This window comes from Enterobacter sp. MGH119 (genome assembly GCF_001037675.1).
Classification (GTDB): Bacteria; Pseudomonadota; Gammaproteobacteria; order Enterobacterales; family Enterobacteriaceae; genus Enterobacter; species Enterobacter hormaechei_C.
Map to the genome: position 1 here is coordinate 390,804 of NZ_KQ089929.1, position 22,910 is coordinate 413,713.

The following is a 22,910-nucleotide window of genomic DNA, read 5'->3' on the forward strand; positions in this document are numbered from 1 at the left end:
CGGAACCAGGAAGATTTGATTCTTTTTTGTACAAATTATACGAAAGAAAGGTTATCTCCGGCAAAAGGTGTGATGACGGACACGATTTATCGCTTTTTTGGCACGTTTCAAAGAAAGTTAACCGCTATCAGTGTATGTTACGCGTTTTTAGAATGTGCGGTTTGTGAGTATGTACGAGTTTAATCTGGTGCTGCTGTTGCTTCAGCAGATGTGCGTGTTTCTTGTCATCGCCTGGTTGATGAGCAAAACGCGTCTGTTCATTCCGCTGATGCAGGTCACCGTCCGTCTGCCGCACAAATTCCTCTGCTACGTCGTATTTTCCATATTCTGCATTATGGGGACCTGGTTTGGTCTCCATATTGAGGATTCCATCGCCAATACGCGTGCCATCGGCGCGGTAATGGGCGGGCTGCTCGGAGGCCCGGTTGTCGGCGGTCTGGTGGGGTTAACCGGCGGCCTGCACCGCTATTCGATGGGCGGTATGACGGCGCTAAGCTGCATGATCTCCACCATTGTCGAAGGGCTGCTCGGTGGTCTCGTCCACAGCTATATGATTAAGCGCGGACGGCCGGATAAAGTGTTCAGTCCCCTTACCGCCGGGGCGATCACCTTCGTGGCGGAAATGGCGCAGATGGCGATCATCCTGCTGATCGCGCGCCCGTTTGACGATGCGTTACATCTGGTCAGCAGTATTGCCGCACCGATGATGGTCACCAATACCGTAGGTGCGGCGCTGTTTATGCGCATTCTGCTCGACAAACGCGCCATGTTCGAAAAATACACCTCGGCATTTTCTGCCACCGCCTTAAAAGTTGCGGCGTCGACGGAAGGGATCCTGCGGCAGGGATTCAACGAGGAGAACAGCATGAAGGTGGCGCAGGTGCTGTATAAAGAACTGGATATCGGGGCCGTGGCGATTACCGATCGCGAAAAGCTGCTGGCGTTTACCGGCACCGGCGACGACCACCATCTGCCGGGCAAACCGATCTCATCGGCCTATACCCTGCGCGCTATTGAAACGGGTGAAGTGGTGTATGCCGACGGGAATGAAGTGCCGTACCGCTGTTCCCTGCATCCGCAGTGCAAACTCGGCTCTACGCTGGTCATTCCCCTGCGGGGCGAAAATCAGCGCGTTATGGGCACCATTAAGCTTTACGAAGCCAAAAACCGCCTGTTCAGCTCCATCAACCGCACGCTGGGGGAGGGGATCGCCCAGCTGCTTTCGGCGCAAATCCTGGCGGGGCAGTATGAACGGCAAAAAGCGCTGCTGACGCAGTCAGAAATTAAGCTCCTGCACGCTCAGGTGAATCCGCATTTCCTGTTTAACGCGCTTAACACGCTGAAGGCAGTGATCCGCCGCGACAGCGATCAGGCCGCGCAGCTGGTGCAATTTCTGTCGACCTTTTTCCGCAAAAATTTGAAGCGTCCCTCGGAGATCGTCACCCTCGCGGACGAGATTGAGCATGTAAACGCCTATCTGCAAATTGAAAAAGCGCGCTTCCAGTCACGTTTACAGGTGTCGTTATCCGTCCCGGATGAGCTGGCGTATCAGCATCTTCCGGCCTTTACCCTGCAACCGATTGTAGAGAACGCCATTAAGCATGGGACCTCGCAGCTGCTGGGTACCGGAGAAATCATGATTTCCGCGTCCCGTTTTAACCACCATCTGGTGCTGGATATTGAAGACAACGCGGGGCTGTATGAAGCTTCCGCGTCAGGCGGTCTGGGCATGAGCCTGGTGGATAAACGCCTGCGCGCGCATTTTGGTGACGACTGCGGTATCACCGTCGCCTGTGAGCCAGACCGCTATACCCGAATTACCTTACGATTGCCGCTGGAGGAGAGCGCATGTTAAGAGTGCTGATTGTTGATGATGAGCCGTTAGCACGGGAAAACCTGCGTGTCCTGTTGCAGGAGCAGAGTGATATCGAGGTTGTGGGGGAATGTGCCAATGCCATTGAAGGCATCGGTGCGGTGCATAAACTGCGCCCTGACGTGTTGTTCCTCGATATTCAGATGCCGCGCATCAGCGGGCTGGAGATGGTCGGCATGCTCGACCCGGAGCACCGTCCCTATATCGTCTTTCTGACGGCCTTTGATGAGTACGCGGTAAAGGCATTTGAAGAGCACGCGTTTGATTATCTGCTGAAACCGATTGAAGAGAAACGGCTTGAAAAGACCCTGACCCGTCTGCGCCAGGAGCGTACCGCGCAGGACGTGACGCTGCTGCCGGAGCATCAGCAGCCCCTGAAGTTTATCCCCTGTACCGGGCACAGCCGGATTTACCTTCTGCAAATGGACGACGTTGCTTTTGTCAGCAGCCGTCTGAGCGGGGTATACGTCACCAGCGCCGAAGGCAACGAAGGCTTTACCGAGCTGACCCTGCGCACGCTGGAGAGCCGCACGCCGCTGATCCGCTGCCATCGTCAGTATCTGGTGAACATGGCGCACCTGAAGGAGATCCGCCTGGAAGATAACGGCCAGGCCGAGCTGGTGTTACGTGCCGGGCAAACCGTTCCCGTCAGTCGTCGCTACCTGAAAAGTTTGAAAGAGGCGATAGGGCTGTAAAACTGGTACACTGCGCGCCATTGCATCATCGACATTCGAAGGCTCTATGCTAAGTAACGATATTCTTCGTAGCCTGCGCTACACCCTGAAAGCGAACAATAATGACATGGTGCGCATTCTTGCGCTCTCCGACATGGAATCCACGTCCGCCGGGTTCGACACCTGGATGACTAAAGAAGATGAAGAGGGTTTTGTTCGCTGCCCGGACATCATTCTGTCGGGCTTTCTGAACGGCCTGATCTACGACAAGCGCGGCAAAGATGAATCTGCTCCTGAGCTGGCGCTGGAGCGTCGGGTGAATAACAACACGGTGCTGAAAAAGCTGCGTATTGCTTTCTCCCTGAAAACTGACGACATTCTGGCGATCATGACCGAGCAGAAATTTCGCGTGTCGATGCCGGAAATCACCGCCATGATGCGCGCGCCGGATCATAAGAATTACCGCGAGTGTGGGGATCAATTTCTGCGTTATTTCCTGCGTGGGTTGACGCAGCGGGTGCATAACCAGAAGGGGTGATTTTTAGCCGGACGGCGGCTTCGCCTGACCCGGCCTACAAAACCCGTCGGCCCGTGCAAGCGTAGAGCCGCCAGGCAAAAAAAAGCCGGATTCTCATCCGGCTTTTTTATTACTTCACCTGCTGACCCGGCTTCGCGCCTTCGTCAGGGCTTAACAGGAATATATCTTTCCCGCCCGGGCCTGCGGCCATCACCATCCCTTCGGAGATGCCGAAGCGCATTTTACGCGGCGCCAGGTTTGCCACCATCACGGTCTGACGACCGATCAGCACCTGCGGTTCAGGGTACGCGGAACGAATGCCGGAGAAGACGTTACGTTTCTCGCCGCCCAGATCCAGCGTCAGACGCAGCAGTTTGTCAGAGCCTTCCACGAACTCAGCGTTTTCGATCAGCGCCACGCGCAGGTCGACTTTAGCGAAATCATCAAAGGTGATGGTCTCCTGAATCGGATCGTCCGCCAGCGGGCCGGTCACCGGTGCGGCAGCCGCTTTCACCTCTTCTTTGGATGCTTCCACCAGGGCTTCAACCTGCTTCATCTCGATGCGGTTGTACAGCGCTTTAAAGGTGTTCACCTTGTGGCCGAGCAGCGGCTGCTGGATGGCATCCCAGGTCAGTTCGGTGTTCAGGAATGCTTCCGCGCGGGCTGCCAGCTGAGGCAGAACCGGCTTCAGCCAGGTCATCAGCACGCGGAACATGTTCAGACCCATGGTGCAGATCGCCTGCAAGTCGGCGTCGCGGCCTTCCTGTTTCGCCACCACCCACGGCGCCTTCTCGTCCACATAGCGGTTGGCCACGTCTGCCAGCGCCATGATTTCGCGAATGGCTTTACCGAATTCGCGGCTTTCCCAGGCCTCGCCAACCGCAGCGGCGGCGTCGGTGAAGGTTTTATACAGCTCAGGATCGGCCAGTTCGGCAGAAAGCACGCCGTCAAAGCGTTTGGCGATAAAACCTGCGTTACGGGACGCCAGATTCACCACCTTGTTGACGATGTCCGCGTTCACGCGCTGCACGAAATCTTCCAGGTTCAGGTCGATATCGTCGATGCGGGAAGAGAGCTTCGCGGTGTAGTAGTAGCGCAGGCTGTCCGCGTCGAAGTGGTTCAGCCAGGTGCTGGCCTTAATAAACGTCCCGCGAGATTTAGACATCTTCGCGCCGTTCACCGTTACGTAGCCATGTACGAACAGGTTGGTCGGCTTGCGGAAGTTGCTGCCTTCCAGCATTGCTGGCCAGAACAGGCTGTGGAAGTAAACGATGTCTTTACCGATGAAGTGATACAGCTCGGCATCGGAATCTTTCTTCCAGTATTCGTCGAAGCTTACGGTGTCGCCGCGCTTGTCACACAGATTCTTGAAGGAGCCCATGTAGCCAATCGGCGCATCCAGCCAGACGTAGAAATATTTGCCCGGCGCGTTCGGGATTTCGAAGCCAAAGTATGGCGCATCGCGGGAGATATCCCATTGTTGCAGACCGGATTCGAACCACTCCTGCATTTTGTTCGCGACCTGCTCCTGCAATGCACCGCTGCGGGTCCATGCCTTCAGCATTTCGCTGAACGACGGCAGGTCGAAGAAGAAGTGCTCGGAGTCACGCATCACCGGCGTCGCGCCGGAAACCACGGATTTCGGTTCGATAAGCTCGGTCGGACTGTAGGTCGCGCCGCACACTTCGCAGTTATCGCCGTACTGGTCCGGGGATTTACATTTCGGACAGGTGCCTTTAACGAAACGGTCCGGCAGGAACATGCCTTTTTCCGGATCGTACAGCTGAGAAATGGTGCGGTTTTTAATGAAACCGTTCTCTTTCAGACGGGTGTAGATCAGCTCTGACAGCTCGCGGTTTTCGTCGCTGTGTGTGGAGTGATAGTTGTCATAGCTGATGTCAAAGCCAGCAAAATCGGTCTGATGCTCCTGACTCATTTCGGCGATCATCTGTTCCGGGGAAATGCCCAGCTGCTGCGCTTTCAGCATGATCGGCGTGCCGTGGGCATCGTCCGCACAGATAAAGTTCACCTCGTGGCCGCGCATTCGCTGGTAACGGACCCAGACATCAGCCTGGATATGCTCCAGCATGTGGCCGAGGTGGATTGAGCCGTTGGCGTACGGCAGGGCGCACGTTACCAGAATTTTTTTCGCGACTTGAGTCATAGTAGGCATTACTTCTTTTAACTGTGAAAAGGGTTTTCGATATTACCAAAAGGGGCATTATTAAGTAAGCACAAACCGCGGCCTTTCAGGTAAACTTGTTTGTCTAAGGTCTTATTCACAAGAACAAAGGAGTCGGGATGAGTTCTCAATCCCAGGCCAAATCACCGGAAGCCTTACGAGCAATGGTCGCCGGGACGCTGGCTAATTTTCAGCATCCAACCCTGAAGCACAATCTCACGACGCTGAAAGCGCTTCATCACGTCGCATGGCTGGACGATACGCTTCACATCGAGCTACAGATGCCGTTCGTCTGGACCAGCGCCTTTGATGCCCTGAAAGAGCAAACCAGCTCTGAGCTGCTGCGCATTACTGGCGCAAAAGCAATTGACTGGAAGCTAAGCCACAGCATCGCCACGCTCAAGCGCGTGAAAAATCAGCCGGGCGTTAACGGCGTGAAGAACATCATCGCCGTCAGCTCTGGCAAGGGCGGGGTGGGTAAATCATCTACCGCCGTGAATCTGGCGCTTGCACTGGCGGCAGAAGGGGCGAAGGTCGGCATTCTGGATGCGGATATCTATGGCCCGTCCATTCCAAACATGCTGGGGGCGGAAAACCAGCGTCCAACTTCGCCGGACGGCACCCACATGGCGCCAATCGTGGCGCACGGTCTGGCGACCAACTCCATTGGTTACCTGGTCACGGACGATAACGCAATGGTCTGGCGTGGCCCGATGGCCAGCAAGGCGCTGCTGCAAATGTTGCAGGAGACAATGTGGCCTGACCTCGATTATCTGGTGCTGGACATGCCGCCGGGCACCGGTGATATCCAGCTGACGCTGGCGCAGAACATTCCGGTTACCGGCGCCGTCGTAGTCACCACGCCGCAGGATATCGCGCTGATCGACGCCAAAAAAGGCATCGTCATGTTCGAGAAGGTAGAGGTGCCGGTACTGGGTATCGTCGAGAACATGAGCATGCATATTTGCAGCAACTGCGGACACCATGAGCCCATCTTTGGTACCGGCGGTGCGGAGAAGCTGGCTGCGCAGTATCACACCCAGCTGCTGGGGCAGATGCCGCTGCATATTTCCTTGCGTGAAGACCTGGACAGCGGGAAACCAACGGTGGTCAGCCGCCCGGACAGCGAATTTGCCCAGATGTATCGCCAGCTTGCAGGGCGCGTTGCGGCGCAGCTCTACTGGCAGGGGGAAGTGATCCCGGGTGAAATCGCCTTCCGCGCGGTGTAACGCCTCTGCGCGTTAGTGCCGGGTGACGGCTTTGCCTTACCCGGCCTACCTCGATTTTGTAGGTCAGGTAAGCATAGCGCCACCTGACTTTACCCAAGCCGATAGTGCATCAAATAATACTCCCCGTCCGGAGAATCTCCCGTCGCTTCAATGTGCCAGCCGTGGCGATGGTAAAACGCAATAGCCCGTTCATTCTTCACCAGACACTTCAGCGCGCCTGTACTGGTAAACGTCTTCTGTACTTGTTCCAGTAACAAATGACCCACTCCCAGACGCTGATACTGCGGATCGACAAACAGGTTGTGCAGAAAATTATCGTTCGTCCAGACTGAGGCAAAGCCAAGTCGGTGCCCATCCTGCTCCGCCACCCAAATCTCTTCGTCCAGGGTTGCCGCGTCAAAATCTTCAAGCTGCCACGCAGAACTGTCCAGCCACGGCCAGGCTTCACGCCGGGCGTGGAGGAACAGCGTGCGCAGGAAAGGGCGATCGCTCTCCTGCCACGGACGGATTAGGATCGTATCAGCGGTGATAGAAAATATCTCCGTTATAGGCTTTGTAGATTTTGCCATCGGCATCGCCAATCAGAACATAATTCTCGCCCATGTAGGTCCAGTGTGTGCCGGCATCGGGCGCAGGAAGGTTACGTAGCTGGTACTGTTTGATGGTGTACTCGGGCGTCTGATACTGCGCGGGCGCGGTGTCGCCAATTTTGAACTTCGTAAAATCGGCAATAAACTCTTGTTCTTCGTAGGCCTTGATGCCGGAAGGCGCTGTCGACGCTTGCGGTGCAGCGTGCGCGGCCCCCGCCAGTGACACTAATACACCCAGAAGCAACAATTTACGCTTAGCCATTTTTTCTCCAGTCATATCGTTACTGATACTTTTTGTGTGCAGATCCGCAAACGGATGGCAGACAGTTCATTTTAAGTATCCTCACAGGGTGAGTTTGCAAAAAATGTAACAAAAGCGCACGGTTTTGTGTAGTCGCAACCGTCATTAATTATTTCTTCGATGAATAAATATTGGCTTACGCAGATAACATAATTATGGGTTTATTAATTAATTCTGAAAAAACTTTTTCAAAGCAAATTTACAAAGATCCAGGCATGCATTAAACGAATAGAACATTTAAGATTGCCCGAAACCCTCTTTCCTAATCCGTAAGTCAGACGATGCATGGCTGTAAAAGCCAGGCCGCAGGAATGCTGTGGTTTTTTAAATGTTACTGCCATCACTGTTAATTAATTTAGCGGTAAGGGGTTGTTTTAGAATGGAAAGAATCATTTCGGTACGTATTCGATAATCAATACTATAAAAAGAAATTTTTACTCAATGAAAAACACAACAGTCTTTTCGATATTGTTTTTAATTATTACGCCATTATCTGGCTGCGTATTTTCACCGGGTCAGCATCTGGATCTTGCTGGAAAACAGGTGATGACCACAGAAAATGCAAACGATCGTCTGGAGAAGCGGATTGATGTTTATCCTCTTACGCCTTCGTTAATTGAAAAATTGCGACCATCGGCCCTTAAATCTCAGGCAAATCCTAAGCTGGATGAACAGGTCAAAAACTGGGAATACCGTATCGGCGTTGGGGATATTTTGACCGTCACCGTCTGGGATCACCCTGAACTGACAACCCCGGCAGGGCAGTATCGCAGCGCCAGTGACACCGGTAACTGGGTTAATGCCGACGGTACGCTTTTCTATCCTTATGTCGGTAAATTGCAGGTGGCAGGCAAAACGGTCGCACGGGTACGCGAGGAGATCACGGCCCGGCTGAACAATGTCATTGAAAGTCCGCAGGTGGACGTCAGCGTCGCCTCTTTCCGCTCGCAAAAAGCCTATGTGACGGGCGAGGTGGTGAAGTCGGGGCAGCAGGCTATCACCAATATTCCGTTAACGGTAATGGATGCCGTGAACGCCGCAGGGGGGCTCTCTGCCGACGCGGACTGGCGCAATGTCGTGCTGACGCATAATGGGAAGGATATGCGCCTCTCGCTATATGCGCTGATGCAGCATGGCGATCTCACCCAAAATAAGCTGCTCTATCCCGGCGATATTCTGTTTGTCCCCCGTAACGATGCGCTGAAAGTGTTCGTCATGGGCGAGGTCGTTAAACAGAGCACGCTGAAAATGGATCGCAGCGGCATGACCCTGGCCGAAGCGCTGGGCAATGCGGGTGGGCTGAACCAGAATATGGCCGATGCCACCGGAATTTTTGTCATTCGTTCGCTGCCGAAAAGCGAGCGTTCAGAGAAAATTGCCAACATCTACCAGCTCAATGCTCAGGACGCATCAGCCATGGTGTTAGGCACCGAGTTTCAGCTTGAGCCTTATGACATTGTCTATGTCACCACTGCACCACTGTCCCGCTGGAATCGCGTGATATCACAGCTTGTTCCGACCATCAGCGGGGTGCATGACCTTACCGAAACGGTTCGTTACATCAGATCGTGGCCGCAATAATGTTCAAATCAATACTCGTGGTTTGCACCGGAAATATCTGCCGTTCTCCGATTGGGGAGCGGCTTTTACGCCAGCACCTGCCCGACAGACATATCGCCTCGGCGGGGATATACGGGCTTGAGGGGTGCCCGGCGGATGACAGCGCCCAGGACGTCGCCTGGCGGCATGGGATCTCCCTCGACGGTCATGTGGCGCGCCGGCTGACACGCAATCTGATGCAGGGATCCGATCTTATCCTGGTGATGGAGCCGGAACATCTTCGCTTCATTGCGGCCATGGCGCCGGAGAGCAGGGGAAAGTCGCTGCTTTTTGGGCAATGGCTGGAGCCGCAGGATATCCCCGATCCCTACCGTAAAAGCCGGGAAGCGTTTGAATATGTGTTCGGGCTATTGGGTAAAGCCAGCCAGGAATGGGCACGTCGTTTAGGTCAGAAAGGAATGAAGCATTAATGTCGTCTTACACAACAGACAATTATGGTGCAGCGGCACCCCAACAACATGAAGTCGATCTCGTTCGTTTGCTCGTCGAGATGATCGACCACCGCACGATGATTCTGTGCGTAACATTCCTGTTCACCCTATGCGCCGGTCTCTATGCCTGGGTTACGCCCCCTGTTTATCAGGCGGATGCCATGGTGCAAATAGAAAGCAAACAGGATAACAGTCTGCTTAAAGGGTTGAGTCAGCTGGGCACCGATGTTTCGCCGGATGTTGCCCCTGAAATTTTACTGCTGAAATCACGCATGATCCTCGGCGAGACCGTCGACAAATTAGGTCTGACGCAGCAGGCAAAGCAGCGGGTTTTGCCTGTGGTGGGGCGTCTCTGGCAGCGTCTGCAAGGGCGTGGGCAGGGTAAGATCACGTTAGGCGAACTCCAGATCCCGCAGGTGGAAGGCAAAGCGCAAGAGCTCACGCTGACCGTACAGGAAGCGGGAAAATATCACCTGACGGGCGAAAACATTGAGGCAGACGGTCGGGTTGGGAAAACGCTGGTCACGCAAGGGATCGTTCTGCTGGTGACGTCGATTGAGGCGACGCCAGGCACGCAATTTTCGCTTAAATCGTTGACGCGGCTGGAGACGATCAACGCCCTGAAGAAGAGCCTCACGGTTGCGGAGTCGGAGAAACAGAGTGGTATCGTGACCTTAACCCTGACGGGTGAAGATCCTGACAACATCGCCCGGGTGCTGAATGCGATTGCTGACAATTATCTTCAGCAAAATATCGCGCGCCAGGAGGCTCAGGATTCTCGTAGTCTGGATTTTTTACAGGAGCAGTTGCCGAAAATCAGAGCGGATCTGGATCAGGCTGAAGCACGGCTGAATGCTTATCGGGCGCAGCGTGACTCGGTGGATCTGTCTTTAGAGGCAAAATCCGTACTGGATCAGGTAGTGAACGTTGAGAACCAGCTAAATGAGCTGACGTTCCGGGAGGCAGAGATCTCCCAGCTCTTTAAAAAGAGTCACCCTACCTATCGTGCATTGCATGAAAAGAGACAGACCCTTGAGCGGGAACGGGATCGCCTGAATAACCGTGTGTCAGCTATGCCCTCCACGCAGCAGGAGATTTTACGCCTGAGCCGCGATGTTGAGTCGGGCCGCACCATTTATTTACAGCTATTGACGCGTCAGCAGGAGCTGAATATTTCCCGCTCCAGCGCTGTCGGGAACGTGAGGATCATTGATGAGGCGGTTACGCACCCGGATCCGATAAAGCCGCGAAAAGCGTTAATCATCATTCTTGGCGCGCTGTTCGGCCTAATGCTCGCAATGGGGACCGTGCTGGTACGCCAGGCGTTCAAACGTGGGATCACGCTTTCCGAGCAGCTGGAAGCGCAGGGGCTGCCGGTTCTGGCTACGTTGCCACGTTCCCAGTGGCTGTGGAGTAAAACGCATTTGCGCAGAAAAAATCCGTTCTCTCGTCGCTGGAAACACAAAACCTCGGATGTGCCTTTCCTGCCCGTCGATCGCCCTGCTGATATGTTTGTTGAAGCGGTACGCGGGCTGCGAACCAGTCTGTATTTCGCCATGATGGAGGCTGAGAACCGCATTGTGATGATTTCTGGCCCCACTCAGGACTGCGGAAAAACGCTGGTGGCGACGAATCTGGCGGCCGTCGCCGGGCAGAGCGGTCAGCGGGTGCTGTTTATTGATGCGGATATGCGCCAGGGCTATGTTCATAATATTTTTGGCCTGGAGAACCGCTACGGATTGTCCTGCCTGCTCGAAGGGAAATGCGACTTTACGGAGGTCATTCAGCATGCTGAAAAAGCGGGAATTGACGTCATCACCTGCGGCCCGGAACCCCTGCGCCCGTTAGAATTGCTGTTAAGCGAACGCTTCCTTGACATCATGTCCTGGGTTAACGAGCAATATGACATTGTCATCATCGATACACCGCCAGTCCTGGCCGTCACCGATGCCTCGCTGGTCGCCAGAGCAGCCGGAACAACGCTAATGGTTGCCCGTTTCGATAAAACCAGCGTGAAAGAGATGGAGAATACTGTTAAACGTCTCCAGCATGTTGGTGTGAAGGTCAGCGGCACAATCCTCAACGATATTGTTAAATCCGCAGCGCTGTTTTACAGCTCGGGGTACAGCCAGTGTGATTACGGTTATGCTTCGAAGAAAAAAGGAGACAGGCGTTAGAGCGGGAAAAACAATCCCTCTCCCGGGTGGGAGAGGGATAAGCATTACTTCGCCATCACTTCCTGCGCGGTACGCTCAACCAGAGACAGCAGGACTTTAACATCCTCCAGCGTCACGGTTGGGTTCAGCAGAGTCAGCTTCAGGCAGGTGATACCGTTATGCTCGGTCACACCGACGTTTGCACGGCCAGACTCCAGCAGCGCATCGCCAATTTTCTGGTTCAGCAGGGCAATACCGGCGTCATCCATTTGCGCCTGCGGACGGAAGCGGAACAGCACGCTTGCCAGTTGGGGTTGCATCACCAGTTCCAGAGCAGACTGCTCTTTCACGTAAGCCGCAACCTGCTGTGCCAGCGTCACGCCGTGATCGATGATTGCCGCGTATTGCTCCTGACCCAGCGCTTCCAGGCTCATCCACAGTTTCAGCGCGTCGAAACGGCGCGTGGTTTGCAGAGATTTGGAGACCAGGTTAGGTACACCTGCTTCTTCATCGAACTCAGAGTTCAGATAGGCCGCCTGATAGCGCATCAGCTCATAGTGACGCGCTTCCTTCAGCAGGAACGCACCGCAGCTGATGGTCTGGAAGAACTGCTTGTGGAAGTCCAGGGTGACAGAATCCACCAGCTCGATACCGTCCAGGTAGTGACGATACTGCTCAGACATCAGCAGCGCGCCGCCCCAGGCCGCATCAACGTGCACCCAGATATTCTGTTTCGCAGCCAGCTCAGCAATAGCACGCAGCGGATCGATAGCACCCGCATCGGTCGTACCGGCCGTGGTCACAATCGCCAGGATCTGCTCGCCGTTCGCGTTGCACTGTTCGATTTTCGCCGCCAGATCGGTGAGATCCATGCGGGAGAATTCGTCCGTTTTCACCTGCACCACGGACTGGTAGCCCAGACCCATCAGCGCCATGTTTTTCTGCACGGAGAAGTGTGCGTTTTCCGAGCACAGAACGCGGATCTTACGCAGATCGCCTGTCAGACCGTCCTGCTGAACAGAATGGCCCTGACGCGCAAAGAACGCGTCACGCGCCAGCATCAGCCCCATCAGGTTACTCTGGGTACCGCCGCTGGTGAAGACGCCTGCGTCGCCAGCCTGGTAACCCACGCGGGTACGCAGCCACTCGATCAGTTTGATCTCAATGATGGTTGCGGACGGGCTTTGATCCCAGGAGTCCATACTCTGGTTGGTGGCGTTAATCAGTACTTCCGCCGCCTGGCTAACCACCAGGCTTGGGCAGTGTAGATGCGCCACGCACTGCGGGTGATGAACGGACAAGCTGTCTTTCAGGAAGAACTCCACGGCGCGTTCAATCGCCGCTTCGTTACCCAGCCCTTTCGGGTTGAAATCCAGCTTAATACGGTCGCGCAGCTCCGCGACCGTTTTGCCCTGGTACATCTCAGGCTGTTTCAGCCACTGCATCACAGCCTGAGTGCTTTGTTCAATCGCCTGCTGGTAAGCTTCAATGCTCTGCGCAGAGGAGAACAAAATTGGGTTTGAATCAGACATCGTAATCAATAACTCCGGTTACGCCGGGCTAACGCCCGCAGCAAGCAGTGCCTGCTCGAATTTATCCAGGAAGACTTTCAGCTCGTCATCGCTGATCAGCAGAGAAGGCAGCAGACGCAGAACGATACCGTTACGGCCGCCACGCTCCAGAATCAAGCCTGCTTCGAAGCACTTCTTCTGAATCAGTGCAGACAGCTCGCCGTCGCCCGGGAAGCAACCCATGTGGTCAGCGGCTTCGTGCGGCTTAACGATCTCAATACCGATCATCATGCCCAGACCGCGAACGTGACCGATAACCGGATAGCGTTTCGCCATCTCTTTCAGCTGGCCTTTCAGCCATTCGCCCTGTGCGGCCACTTTGCTCGCGATATTCTGGTCTTTCAGGATCTTCAGCGTCGTCAGACCGGTTGCCATCGCCAGCTGGTTGCCGCGGAAGGTACCGGTATGGTGGCCTGGCGCCCATGCATCGAACTGCTTTTTGATACCGAGCACGGCCAGCGGCAGACCGCCACCGACTGCTTTAGACATCACGATGATGTCTGGCTCGATACCTGCGTGTTCGAAGGCAAAGAATTTACCGGTACGGGCAAAGCCAGCCTGGACTTCGTCGAGGATCAGCAGGATACCGTGTTCCTGAGTGACTTTACGGATGCGCTGCAACCACTCAACAGGTGCCGGGTTCACGCCACCTTCACCCTGAACGGCTTCGAGGATCACCGCGGCAGGTTTACGCACGCCGCTTTCAACGTCGTTAATCAGATTTTCGAAGTAGTAGGTCAGCGCCTTCACGCCCGCTTCACCACCGATACCCAGTGGGCAACGGTACTCGTGTGGGTAAGGCATGAACTGGACTTCTGGCATCATACCGTCAACCGCTTCTTTAGGAGACAGGTTGCCGGTGACGGACAGTGCGCCGTGGGTCATACCGTGGTAACCACCAGAGAAACTGATGATACCGCTACGACCGGTCACTTTTTTCGCCAGCTTCAGCGCCGCTTCAACGGCGTCAGCCCCGGACGGGCCAGTGAATTGCAGGCAGTACTCTTTGCCCTGACCAGGCAACAGAGAGAGAAGGTATTCTGAAAACGCGTCTTTCAGCGGCGTGGTCAGATCCAGGGTATGTAACGGCAAGCCGCTGGTAATGACATTTTGGATGCTTTTCAGCACATCAGGATGATTGTGTCCAAGCGCGAGGGTGCCTGCGCCTGCTAAACAGTCAAGGTATTCTTTATTATCTGCATCGGTGATCCACACGCCTTCTGCTTTTGTGATCGCTAAAGGCAGTTTGCGCGGATAACTCCTGACGTTAGATTCAAATTCGGCCTGACGGGCCAGATAGGTTTCGTTGCTTTTGTGGGCATCTACGGTGTCAATACGGACTTTATCCGTCATCATATCACTCCTACAACCGCCGCTTCGTTATGAGCCACGATTGAATAAAAAGTTAAAAAACAGATGGGGCCTGAAAAAAACGCCGCCAATATAGAGCCTTTTGTCACCGGGCTCAATGGTTAATTTGTTTACTGTTTTGTGACACAGGGCACAGGGCAGGGAAGAACGCCGTTTGTATGGGGAAGATTGCACTTTATGCTAAATAAAAACAGCAGCTTACGTATGATTTGTCAGCATTGTAAAATCAGACAAAAGAGTGTGACAAATCGTGCGATTGGCAGGCGAAAAGGAGGCAGAGAGCCTCCTTACGCTGTTTATTTCTGACTAACGCGTAAAACGCCGTGTTCGCGTCCCTTCGTTTTATTCCATGACGCGTCCGTAATACCGTTTTCATCCAAGCTTATCGATATCACAAAACCGTTACCATGGATCTCATAGAAATTCGCATTCAGACGTTTAACGCTGGCTTTTTTGCCGTTCACGGTAGCGCTAAAAAAGCCGTTAGAAAGCGTGGCGTTAACCGTATCCGACGAGAACGAGGCTTCACGCAGGGGATCGTGAACGGATGCCGTTGGTTCGTGTTGTGCCGTGTTTTCCGCTTTGGTTTTGCTGACATCGCAAGAGCCATCGCCAGCGCTAATTTGCGTGCATCCCGAACGTTCTAATTGAGCGCGATAATGGGCGTTTATGGCGTGCGCAGGCGAGACACAACCTGCAAGCACGGTACCACTTATGACTAACATCATTAATTTTTTCATTTTATTGCCTTAATAACGACACAAATACCAGGAGACATACATCACGCCGATCCAGATCCCGACCGAAATCAGCATTAGATACAGGGCTACCGAAATAAAAATATATTTAGACATCTTTTTGTATCAACGAAATGCTCATCCGCAAAATGAGGCTTTATACTTGTCCCGACGATTTTTTTACGCTTTAAAAGCCCATACCAATCCCAACCGAAGCGCCCATATTATTCGCAGTGTCATCTGAGAAGCTCACTTTCGCGATGACATGGGAATTAAAGTTAACGGACGCACCGACAGCAAGCGCGCTCTCACCGTTGTAAGTCGCACCACCAGCAGAGAACATGACGCGCTGATTGGTTTGCACTTGTGGCAAACCCGCCATCGCCATCGCCCCTGAAATACCGGCATTAGCCTGCTTCTTATTATTGTCCACTTCATCACGCAGAGATTTAAATTGCTGGCTGGTGTTAGTATTCATTGCCTGTAATGACTGCCTGGTGGCTTGCAGATCCTGCGTGGCGGCAGTAACAGCCAGGCTATTTTTAGCGACCTTCGCCTGGGTAGCCGTATCCAGCTGTCGTTGTGTCACGGTGGTTGTCACACCATCTTTACCGTTATGACCGTCTGCACCGTCGCGACCGTTTCTTCCCGCAATGCCTTGTGCGCCAGTATCACCCTTATCACCTTTCATACCTGTCGCGCCAGCATCGCCTTTTTCACCCTTCGCGCCAGTTACACCGGTATCCCCTTTATCGCCCTTTGCGCCAGTCGCGCCGGTATCCCCTTTATCACCTTTCGCTCCATCTGCACCGTTGATGGGTTTAGGTGCATTTTCGAGAGCAGTAAGGCGGCTATCCTGAATATTATCGACGTGTTGAAGGTTGATAATGGCTGTGCCGTTAGTCGCCACACCCTGTAAGGCCGTCTCACTTTTCAGACTGGCGGTATCGGCAAGTGCGCCAGCAAGCAACGCTTTCTGATGTGCGTCGTTAGCCATTTTATCCACGACTAACACGCCCAGTTTTGTGGACTGAAGGTCGTCGTTAACCTGCGTTAAGCGGTTATCCGTTGCGCTATCACGGTTAATACTATCAGCGTTGTTTTGTGTAATTTGATCCTGATGGTCATTTACAATATTAGTGATTTGCTGATCGTCCCAAACCGTATTCGCGGCTTCAGCCTGGCTCATTGTACCCGCTAAGACAATGCCCATTACAAAAATAGCAGTAAAGTTTTTATTCATAGATTTCATTTAAAAAGCTCACATCATTAATTATCGAAAATACTGAAGCTGAACAGCTTTATTTTTTGGATTTAAAAAACGGTTGAAGGTTGTCTAAATCTTATTTAGTAACGCGAGTGAACTATCAATTAAACGCAGATCAATGATGTTGATCTAAGTCATAAATACTATGAATAGTTCCGAGGGCGTAAAAGTCATTTTGCGGTTGTTATTAATGTAAACATTAAAGTGAAAATGACGAGGGAAATGAGAGGGTCAGATTAAGTAATTGACAGAAATAAATTTCTGCAAAATAAATGTTTACATTGATGCCTGAGTTTATTTCATACGAAAGCAGGTGGGCTGTCTTATAAAATCACTCCCGGTGAGTCATTATGGATAAAAATAAAATTTCTCAGCACAGAAAGTGAATATTATATTTAATGAGTTCTTAACAAATATGGCGGGATAATTAACTGAACAATAATGTATACATATTGAGCGTAGTTAATATCTTGTCGTTTATTGTTCGTTACAGGGGGTTAACGGACAGCCCAAAACTCCTTGCACCCGGGTTACCCCCCGGTTACACTACATGACTACGAAATGCCATTTTGTAAGTAACTGTTTTATAAGTAATTTGACTCGGGGTGCCCTTCTTTGTGAAGGCTGAGAAATACCCGTATTACCTGATCTGGATAATGCCAGCGTAGGGAAGTCAGATGCCTACCCGGTCATCGCTTCTTCACGCACGGCAGGAGCGAAACCATGCAGCCTGACCTGCTCGACTCACACTTTTTACATCAATTCCGAACCCGTTCCCCGCTCACGCACTGTATGACCAACGATGTCGTGCAGACCTTCACCGCCAACGTGCTGCTCGCGCTGGGCGCTTCCCCGGCAATGGTGATCGAAGCCGAGGAAGCGGAACAGTTTGCCGCGCTTGCCGATGCTCTGCTCATCAACGTGGGTACACTCACCGCACCGCGCGCCCAGTCGATGCGTCGGGCTATTGAGAGCGCTGTAGCCGCGGGCACACCCTGGGTTCTGGATCCGGTTGCGGTTGGCGCGCTGGCGTTCCGCACCCGTTTTTGCCAGCAAATATTATCCCTTAAACCTGCGGCCATTCGTGGAAACGCCTCCGAAATCCTCGCCCTTGCCGGAATGAGTGCGGGCGGGCGGGGGGTTGATTCCACCGATACGGCAGCGAGCGCGTTGACCGCTGCGCAGACGCTCGCCCGTCAGACCCATGCCGTTGTGGTCGTCACAGGAGAAGTGGATCACATCACTGATGGTCAGCGAACCCGTACGGTCGCGGGCGGCGACCTGCTGATGACCCGCGTGGTAGGAACTGGCTGTGCGCTCTCGGCGGTCGTCGCCGCCTGCTGCTCGCTGCCTGGCGACAGGCTTGATAACGCGACGGCTGCCTGCGGCTTTATGAAGCGCGCAGGGTCAGTTGCCCTGACTCAAAGCCGGGGGCCCGGCAGCTTTTCCTCCGCGTTTCTGGACGCGCTTTACGCGCTGGAGGAACAGGTATGACACGCATAAATGCCCTGACTATTGCGGGAACCGATCCCAGCGGCGGAGCGGGGATCCAGGCAGACCTGAAAACCTTCTCTGCGCTCGGCGCTTACGGATGTTCGGTTATCACCGCGCTGGTGGCGCAAAACACGCGCGGTGTACAGTCGGTGTATCGCATTGAGCCGGATTTTGTCGCCGCACAGCTGGATTCGGTATTCAGCGATGTACGTATCGACACCACCAAAATTGGCATGCTCGCAGAGGCGGACATTGTTGAAGCGGTCGCGGAACGTCTCAAACGTTATCAGATAAAAAACGTGGTGCTCGATACCGTGATGCTGGCCAAAAGCGGCGATCCGCTGCTCTCCGCCTCGGCCGTCGACACCCTGCGTAAAAAGCTGCTGCCGCAGGTGGCGCTGATCACGCCAAACCTGCCTGAGGCCGCCGCGCTGCTGGATGCGCCACACGCGCAAAACGAACGTGAAATGAAAGAGCAGGGCAATGCGCTGCTGGCGATGGGGTGTCGCGCGGTACTGATGAAAGGCGGTCATCTCGATGATGCAGAAAGCCCGGACTGGCTCTTCACCCACGATGGCGCGCAACGTTTCACCGCCCCGCGCGTACAGACCAAAAACACCCACGGCACGGGCTGTACGCTCTCGGCGGCGCTGGCGGCGCTGCGTCCCCGAAACGCGAACTGGGCGGATACGGTACAGGAGGCGAAGATCTGGCTCTCGGACGCGCTGGCAAAAGCCGATTCTCTGGAAGTGGGTCACGGTATTGGGCCGGTTCACCATTTTCATGCATGGTGGTAAGCCGTATACTGGCATAAAACCTTATGCCAGAGAAAAACAGAGATGGAACAAGCGCATACCCGGTTAATTGCTCAACTCAAGGAACGAATTGCCGCACCGGACAACACGCCGCTGTATCTGAAATTTGCCGAAACGGTTAAAAACGCGGTACGCAGCGGCGTGCTCGCGCACGGTAATATTTTGCCTGGCGAGCGCGATCTGAGCCAGCTTGCCGGTGTGTCGCGCATTACGGTGCGTAAAGCGATGCAGGCGCTGGAAGAGGCTGGCGTCGTCACCCGCGCGCGTGGATACGGTACGCAAATCAACAATATCTTTGAATATTCGCTAAAAGAGGCGCGCGGGTTTTCTCAGCAGGTGGTGCTGCGGGGCAAAACGCCCAACACGCTGTGGGTTAATAAACGCGTCGTGAAATGTCCGGAGGAGATCGCCCGCCACCTTTCCCTTGCGCCAGACAGTGATGTATTTCTGCTTAAGCGCATCCGCTATGTGGATGACGATGCAGTATCGATAGAGGAGTCCTGGGTACCAGTAGGATTAATTCCCAACCCGGACGACATTGGCGTCTCGCTTTATGATTACTTCCGCAGCCAGAATATCTTTCCGCAGCGCACCCGGTCCCGCGTCAGCGCCCGGATGCCGGACAGCGAGTTTCAGGCGCATATCAAGATGGACGATAAGATACCGGTGCTGGTGATCAAGCAAGTCGCGCTCGATCAACAGCACCGGCCAATTGAGTACAGCATCAGCTACTGCCGCAGCGACCTATACGTCTTTGTGTGCGAGGAGTAGGGCCTCGCGCGTGGGGGCGCAGTCGCCACCGCGATGGCTGACTACCCAGGCGGCTACGGCATTGCCAAGCTGCACCGCCTCTGGCAGTGACCATCCCGCGGCCAGACCGGCAAGGGTACCTCCCGCATGGCTGTCACCCGCGCCGATGGTATCGACCACGGTAGCAGGAAACGCCGGAACGTGTCCGGAAGCGTCACCGTCATACCAGACCGCCCCGTCTTTATCATGGCGTACGATCAGCGCAGCGCCAAACCTCTGCTGCCACCGTGTGCCGAGCTCTTCCACGCTTACGCCAAGCCATTCTGCGGCAAGTTCCGCCTCCTGACGATTAAGCGAGACCATCGGTTTGCAGGCCATAATCCTTGCCATCAGCGGGTCGGGAATATCCGCGATGCGCGGACCGAAATCGATAAAGAGCGTCGCATCCTGAAGACTTTCCAGCCAGGCCGTCAGCAGCTCACCGCTGGGGGACGCCAGCTGGTAGCCGGACAAAGAGATCAGGCTCCCTGCCGGCACGCTTAACCCGTCCAGCCAGCGCTGCTGCCACTGATTCTCCACGCCGCTGAACGACATAAAGGTCCGTTCACCGTCAGGCTCCACCAGCGCCAGGCACCAGCCGTTATCACCCGTTTCCGCTTCCACGGCGCTGTGCAGATCCTGCTTCGCCATGGCGTTACGGATAATATCGGCCCACACGCCGTGGCCGACAGGAAGCGCGTTTTGCGCAGCAATGCCGAGCCGCTTCAGGGCGATGGCGATATTCAGCGCGCAGCCGCCAATATTCACTCCCTGTTGCTTCAGTTCGATATCACACCCGCGCCAGGGCAGGGCGTAGGCGTCGGCAATCACGTCGATGACCGCCGCGCCGAGCACCGTTACGGGACGCGTGGCGTGAAGGGTTTCGAGACGGCGGGCAAAAGCACTCATACGCCCTCCCTGTGCTCCCGGAAGTGCAGCAGTTTTTCACAGTAGTGGCCGAAATCGAGCCGGTTTACGGCATCAAGTTCTTTTTTGAGTGCCGGATCAATGGCCTGTACACCGTGCAGCGCGCCGCAGATGGCCGTTGCCATCGCGCCGATAGTGTCAGTATCACCGCCCAGGTTGGCGCATAACACCGCGCAGCGGTTCGGATCGGTACCCGCGAGTTCGACCATCGCAATCGCCGCCGGAACGGACTCAAGGGTGCTCGTGCCCGCGCCAATAAGCTGATAGATCTGCTCGCTGGCGGACTCGGTACCGTTGGCTTCGCGCACGGTTTTCAGGGCCAGCTCAATACGAGCGGAAAGCGATGCGCTGAAGGTGGTCGTGTTCGCCTCCTGCGCCGCACGGGCAATACCCGGCAGGGCATCGGCGATGTGATGCCAGCGCTCGCCGTCGATAGCGCGTGAAACCGCCCAGGCGATCACCACCGCACCGGCGATGGCGAGATCCGATTTATGGGTCGGGCTGGAGGCTAACGCAACCTGTTCCACAAAGTGCGCCAGACGCGTGGCCGGCAGCAGGCATCCCAGCGGGGAGGCTCGCATCGCCGCCCCGTTGGTGACGCCGTTGTTCTCCAGCTGGCTCACCGGCTTGCCGTCACGGATGGCGTTCAGGGCAATTTTGGAGGTCGGGCCGAGCACATTCTTATTGAACGCGTCAAAATCCAGCGCCCAGTCCAGAATATGCTTACCGATAACGTCAGGGTTAATTTCCCCCTCGCATTCGATAATCGCATCGGCCAGGCACAGCGCCATCGACGTATCATCCGTAAATTCGGCCTGCTTAAAGTAACAGGCGGCATTATTCTCAGCCGGGCCGGGTAAGAAACGGTCGATCCAGCCGAAGTGCGCTTTCACCCGCTTGCGCGGCCACAGCTCCGACGGCATTCCCATCGCATCCCCTAACGCCTGCCCGTAAAGAGCACCGAGAATACGGTCTTGTTTCATTTAACTTCCCCTCGTGTCAGCGCGGTATCGCCATCAACCACCTCAATTGCGGTGATCTCTTTATCCGATTCGCGGAAAAACAGCATAAACAGCACGGCAATCACCACAATCATGATTGCACCAAACGTCCACATTCCGGCCCAGTTGAAGGTCAGCCCATTCACCGGCTCTTTATATGCGAACATTTTTTCCATCATCACGCCGCCGAGACGGTAACCTAGCAGGCTACCAAAGCCCTGACAGCACAGCGTGATCAAGCCCTGCGCCGCGTTGCGCATATGCACGGGCGCTTTTTTATCCACGTAGATGTACGCGGTGACGTAATAGAAGTCATAGCTTACGCCGTGCAGCAGAATGCCGAGGAACAGCAGGGCGTAGGTGAAGTATTGCTCGGCGCCGCCGTAAACAAAGAAACCGTAGCGAATGGCGGCGGTGATCAGACCCAGCAGCAAGACCTTCTTAATACCAAAGCGTTTGGTAAAGAACGGCAGAGCGAGCATGAAGAAGATTTCAGAGAACTGGCCGAGGGTCATCCAGCCGGTGGCGTTTTTCATCCCCACTTCGGTGAGATAGCCGTTGGCAAAGATGTAGTAGAAGGCCAGCGGCATGGCGAACAGGAACGAGCAGAAGAAGAACACCAGAAAGTTTTTATCGCGCAGCAGGATCAGCGCATCCAGCCCCAGCATCACTTTGAAATCCAGCTTGCCGGTACTCTTCGGCGGGGTATTCGGCAGGAACAGCGCGAAGACGCCAAGCAGAAGGGAGCTGGCAGCGGTCATAAGCAGCGGGATATTGGTGTCAGAGATGTCGCTATAGCCCATCATCTGCGGCAGGAAGCCGCACGCCAGGCCGGAGGCAATCCAGCCGATGGTGCCCATCACGCGGATGCGCGGGAAATCAGCCTCTACGTCATCGACGTTCGCGAAGGCGATGCTGTTGGTCAGCGCGATGGTCGGCATATAGGTCAGGGAGTAGGCCAGCAGCAGCGGGAAGAAGGTGCTGAACTGGGTTTGCTGCGCTGCGAAATACATCAGAATCGCGCCAGCGAACATCAGCACGGCCAGCACTTTCTGAGCGGCGAAGAAACGGTCCGTCAGCGAGCCGACCAGGATAGGAGAGAGGATCGCGGCAATCGCAGTACAGGCATACGACCAGCCAATTTCCCCGGCGGTGAACCCGCTCTTACTCAGCCACAGCCACAGCGGCACAAACCATGCGCCCCAGATAAACCATTCAACGAACATCATGAATGACAGTTGGACTTTCGTTTTCATTTTTTAATCCTGCATGTCAGAGGTACGCATGTAACATACCATGTGATAATACCTTTTAAATACCTTTAAGGCGATTGTTTGATCAGTGTAACAAAAATGTTGTACACGA

At 54.5% G+C, this 22,910-nt stretch carries 20 protein-coding genes and 1 riboswitch; of the genes, 10 read left to right on the forward strand and 10 right to left on the reverse strand.

The genetic code is table 11. The features are described 5' to 3' along the window. The first annotated feature begins 169 nt into the window (after window positions 1–169). Genes SK53_RS01780 through SK53_RS01790 form a run of 3 tightly spaced genes read left to right on the forward strand, consistent with a single transcriptional unit; the run spans window position 170 to window position 3,085 of the window. Window positions 170–1,855 carry a sensor histidine kinase gene (locus SK53_RS01780; RefSeq protein WP_023300577.1) on the forward strand — a complete coding sequence of 562 codons (1,686 nt, stop codon included), beginning with the start codon at window positions 170–172 and terminating at the stop codon, window positions 1,853–1,855. After that, a complete protein-coding gene (btsR, locus tag SK53_RS01785; RefSeq protein ID WP_022648676.1) occupies window positions 1,849–2,568 on the forward strand; it encodes a two-component system response regulator BtsR in 720 nt (239 codons plus the stop codon). Before SK53_RS01780 ends, btsR begins: the two co-directional genes overlap by 7 nt. Before the next feature lie 46 nt (window positions 2,569–2,614). Beyond that, window positions 2,615–3,085 carry a YehS family protein gene (locus tag SK53_RS01790; RefSeq protein WP_015572337.1) on the forward strand — a complete coding sequence of 157 codons (471 nt, stop codon included), beginning with the start codon at window positions 2,615–2,617 and terminating at the stop codon, window positions 3,083–3,085. Between the two features lie 109 nt (window positions 3,086–3,194). On the opposite strand, the gene metG is transcribed toward SK53_RS01790, so the two are convergent. Continuing rightward, complete coding sequence (gene metG, locus SK53_RS01795; protein WP_048208360.1) at window positions 3,195–5,228, reverse strand: methionine--tRNA ligase; 2,034 nt, start codon at window positions 5,226–5,228, stop codon at window positions 3,195–3,197. A gap of 137 nt (window positions 5,229–5,365) precedes the next feature. Here metG and apbC point away from each other — a divergent pair, with 137 nt between their 5' ends. Beyond that, window positions 5,366–6,475: an iron-sulfur cluster carrier protein ApbC gene (apbC, locus tag SK53_RS01800; RefSeq protein ID WP_003859263.1), complete on the forward strand. Its 1,110-nt coding sequence runs from the start codon at window positions 5,366–5,368 to the stop codon at window positions 6,473–6,475. An 89-nt stretch (window positions 6,476–6,564) separates the two neighbouring features. On the opposite strand, the gene SK53_RS01805 is transcribed toward apbC, so the two are convergent. Next, window positions 6,565–7,044, reverse strand: a complete 480-nt coding sequence (locus tag SK53_RS01805) for a GNAT family N-acetyltransferase (RefSeq protein ID WP_032609688.1) — start codon at window positions 7,042–7,044, stop codon at window positions 6,565–6,567. After that, complete coding sequence (locus SK53_RS01810; protein ID WP_003859260.1) at window positions 6,995–7,327, reverse strand: RcnB family protein; 333 nt, start codon at window positions 7,325–7,327, stop codon at window positions 6,995–6,997. The genes SK53_RS01805 and SK53_RS01810 overlap by 50 nt, the downstream gene beginning before the upstream one ends. A 480-nt stretch (window positions 7,328–7,807) precedes the next feature. Between SK53_RS01810 and SK53_RS01815 the strand changes: the two genes are divergently transcribed. Genes SK53_RS01815 through SK53_RS01825 form a run of 3 tightly spaced genes read left to right on the forward strand, consistent with a single transcriptional unit; the run spans window position 7,808 to window position 11,594 of the window. Then, window positions 7,808–8,947: a polysaccharide export protein gene (locus SK53_RS01815; protein WP_032609687.1), complete on the forward strand. Its 1,140-nt coding sequence runs from the start codon at window positions 7,808–7,810 to the stop codon at window positions 8,945–8,947. Then, window positions 8,947–9,396 carry an arsenate reductase/protein-tyrosine-phosphatase family protein gene (locus SK53_RS01820; protein WP_003859256.1) on the forward strand — a complete coding sequence of 150 codons (450 nt, stop codon included), beginning with the start codon at window positions 8,947–8,949 and terminating at the stop codon, window positions 9,394–9,396. Before SK53_RS01815 ends, SK53_RS01820 begins: the two co-directional genes overlap by 1 nt. Further along, window positions 9,396–11,594 (forward strand): polysaccharide biosynthesis tyrosine autokinase, encoded by a 2,199-nt coding sequence (locus tag SK53_RS01825; RefSeq protein WP_048208363.1) that lies wholly within the window; start codon window positions 9,396–9,398, stop codon window positions 11,592–11,594. Before SK53_RS01820 ends, SK53_RS01825 begins: the two co-directional genes overlap by 1 nt. A 44-nt stretch (window positions 11,595–11,638) precedes the next feature. Here SK53_RS01825 and SK53_RS01830 read toward each other — a convergent pair whose 3' ends face one another. The 4 genes from SK53_RS01830 to SK53_RS24005 all read right to left on the reverse strand — a co-directional run bounded on the left by SK53_RS01830 (window position 11,639) and on the right by SK53_RS24005 (window position 16,495). Next, the gene (locus SK53_RS01830; protein WP_048208365.1) at window positions 11,639–13,105 is read right to left on the reverse strand and encodes a pyridoxal phosphate-dependent decarboxylase family protein; all 1,467 of its coding nucleotides are present in this window, start codon (window positions 13,103–13,105) and stop codon (window positions 11,639–11,641) included. A gap of 18 nt (window positions 13,106–13,123) precedes the next feature. Continuing rightward, window positions 13,124–14,500: a diaminobutyrate--2-oxoglutarate transaminase gene (locus SK53_RS01835; RefSeq protein ID WP_003859250.1), complete on the reverse strand. Its 1,377-nt coding sequence runs from the start codon at window positions 14,498–14,500 to the stop codon at window positions 13,124–13,126. 311 nt (window positions 14,501–14,811) lie between these two features. Beyond that, window positions 14,812–15,255 (reverse strand): hypothetical protein, encoded by a 444-nt coding sequence (locus tag SK53_RS01840; RefSeq protein WP_003859249.1) that lies wholly within the window; start codon window positions 15,253–15,255, stop codon window positions 14,812–14,814. A gap of 184 nt (window positions 15,256–15,439) precedes the next feature. Next, window positions 15,440–16,495, reverse strand: coding sequence for a YadA-like family protein (locus tag SK53_RS24005; RefSeq protein ID WP_071886174.1), 1,056 nt, complete (start codon window positions 16,493–16,495; stop codon window positions 15,440–15,442). Window positions 16,496–17,110: 615 nt separating this feature from the next. Further along, window positions 17,111–17,207, forward strand: a riboswitch (TPP riboswitch). Between the two features lie 35 nt (window positions 17,208–17,242). Here SK53_RS24005 and thiM point away from each other — a divergent pair. From thiM to SK53_RS01865, 3 genes are read left to right on the forward strand one after another with little or no spacing between them, the layout of a single operon-like run. Further along, window positions 17,243–18,013 (forward strand): hydroxyethylthiazole kinase, encoded by a 771-nt coding sequence (gene thiM / locus SK53_RS01855; RefSeq protein ID WP_048208367.1) that lies wholly within the window; start codon window positions 17,243–17,245, stop codon window positions 18,011–18,013. Beyond that, on the forward strand, window positions 18,010–18,810 hold the full coding sequence (gene thiD, locus SK53_RS01860; RefSeq protein WP_003859244.1) for a bifunctional hydroxymethylpyrimidine kinase/phosphomethylpyrimidine kinase: 801 nt from the start codon (window positions 18,010–18,012) through the stop codon (window positions 18,808–18,810). The genes thiM and thiD overlap by 4 nt, the downstream gene beginning before the upstream one ends. A gap of 42 nt (window positions 18,811–18,852) precedes the next feature. Further along, on the forward strand, window positions 18,853–19,599 hold the full coding sequence (locus tag SK53_RS01865; protein ID WP_003859242.1) for a GntR family transcriptional regulator: 747 nt from the start codon (window positions 18,853–18,855) through the stop codon (window positions 19,597–19,599). Here SK53_RS01865 and SK53_RS01870 read toward each other — a convergent pair. From SK53_RS01870 to SK53_RS01880, 3 genes are read right to left on the reverse strand one after another with little or no spacing between them, the layout of a single operon-like run. Further along, window positions 19,573–20,526: a PfkB family carbohydrate kinase gene (locus tag SK53_RS01870; protein ID WP_003859240.1), complete on the reverse strand. Its 954-nt coding sequence runs from the start codon at window positions 20,524–20,526 to the stop codon at window positions 19,573–19,575. The genes SK53_RS01865 and SK53_RS01870 overlap by 27 nt on opposite strands. Next, window positions 20,523–21,527, reverse strand: coding sequence for an ADP-ribosylglycohydrolase family protein (locus SK53_RS01875; protein ID WP_048208369.1), 1,005 nt, complete (start codon window positions 21,525–21,527; stop codon window positions 20,523–20,525). Before SK53_RS01875 ends, SK53_RS01870 begins: the two co-directional genes overlap by 4 nt. Next, window positions 21,524–22,801 carry a nucleoside permease gene (locus tag SK53_RS01880; protein WP_003859236.1) on the reverse strand — a complete coding sequence of 426 codons (1,278 nt, stop codon included), beginning with the start codon at window positions 22,799–22,801 and terminating at the stop codon, window positions 21,524–21,526. The genes SK53_RS01875 and SK53_RS01880 overlap by 4 nt, the downstream gene beginning before the upstream one ends. Window positions 22,802–22,910: the final 109 nt, after the last annotated feature.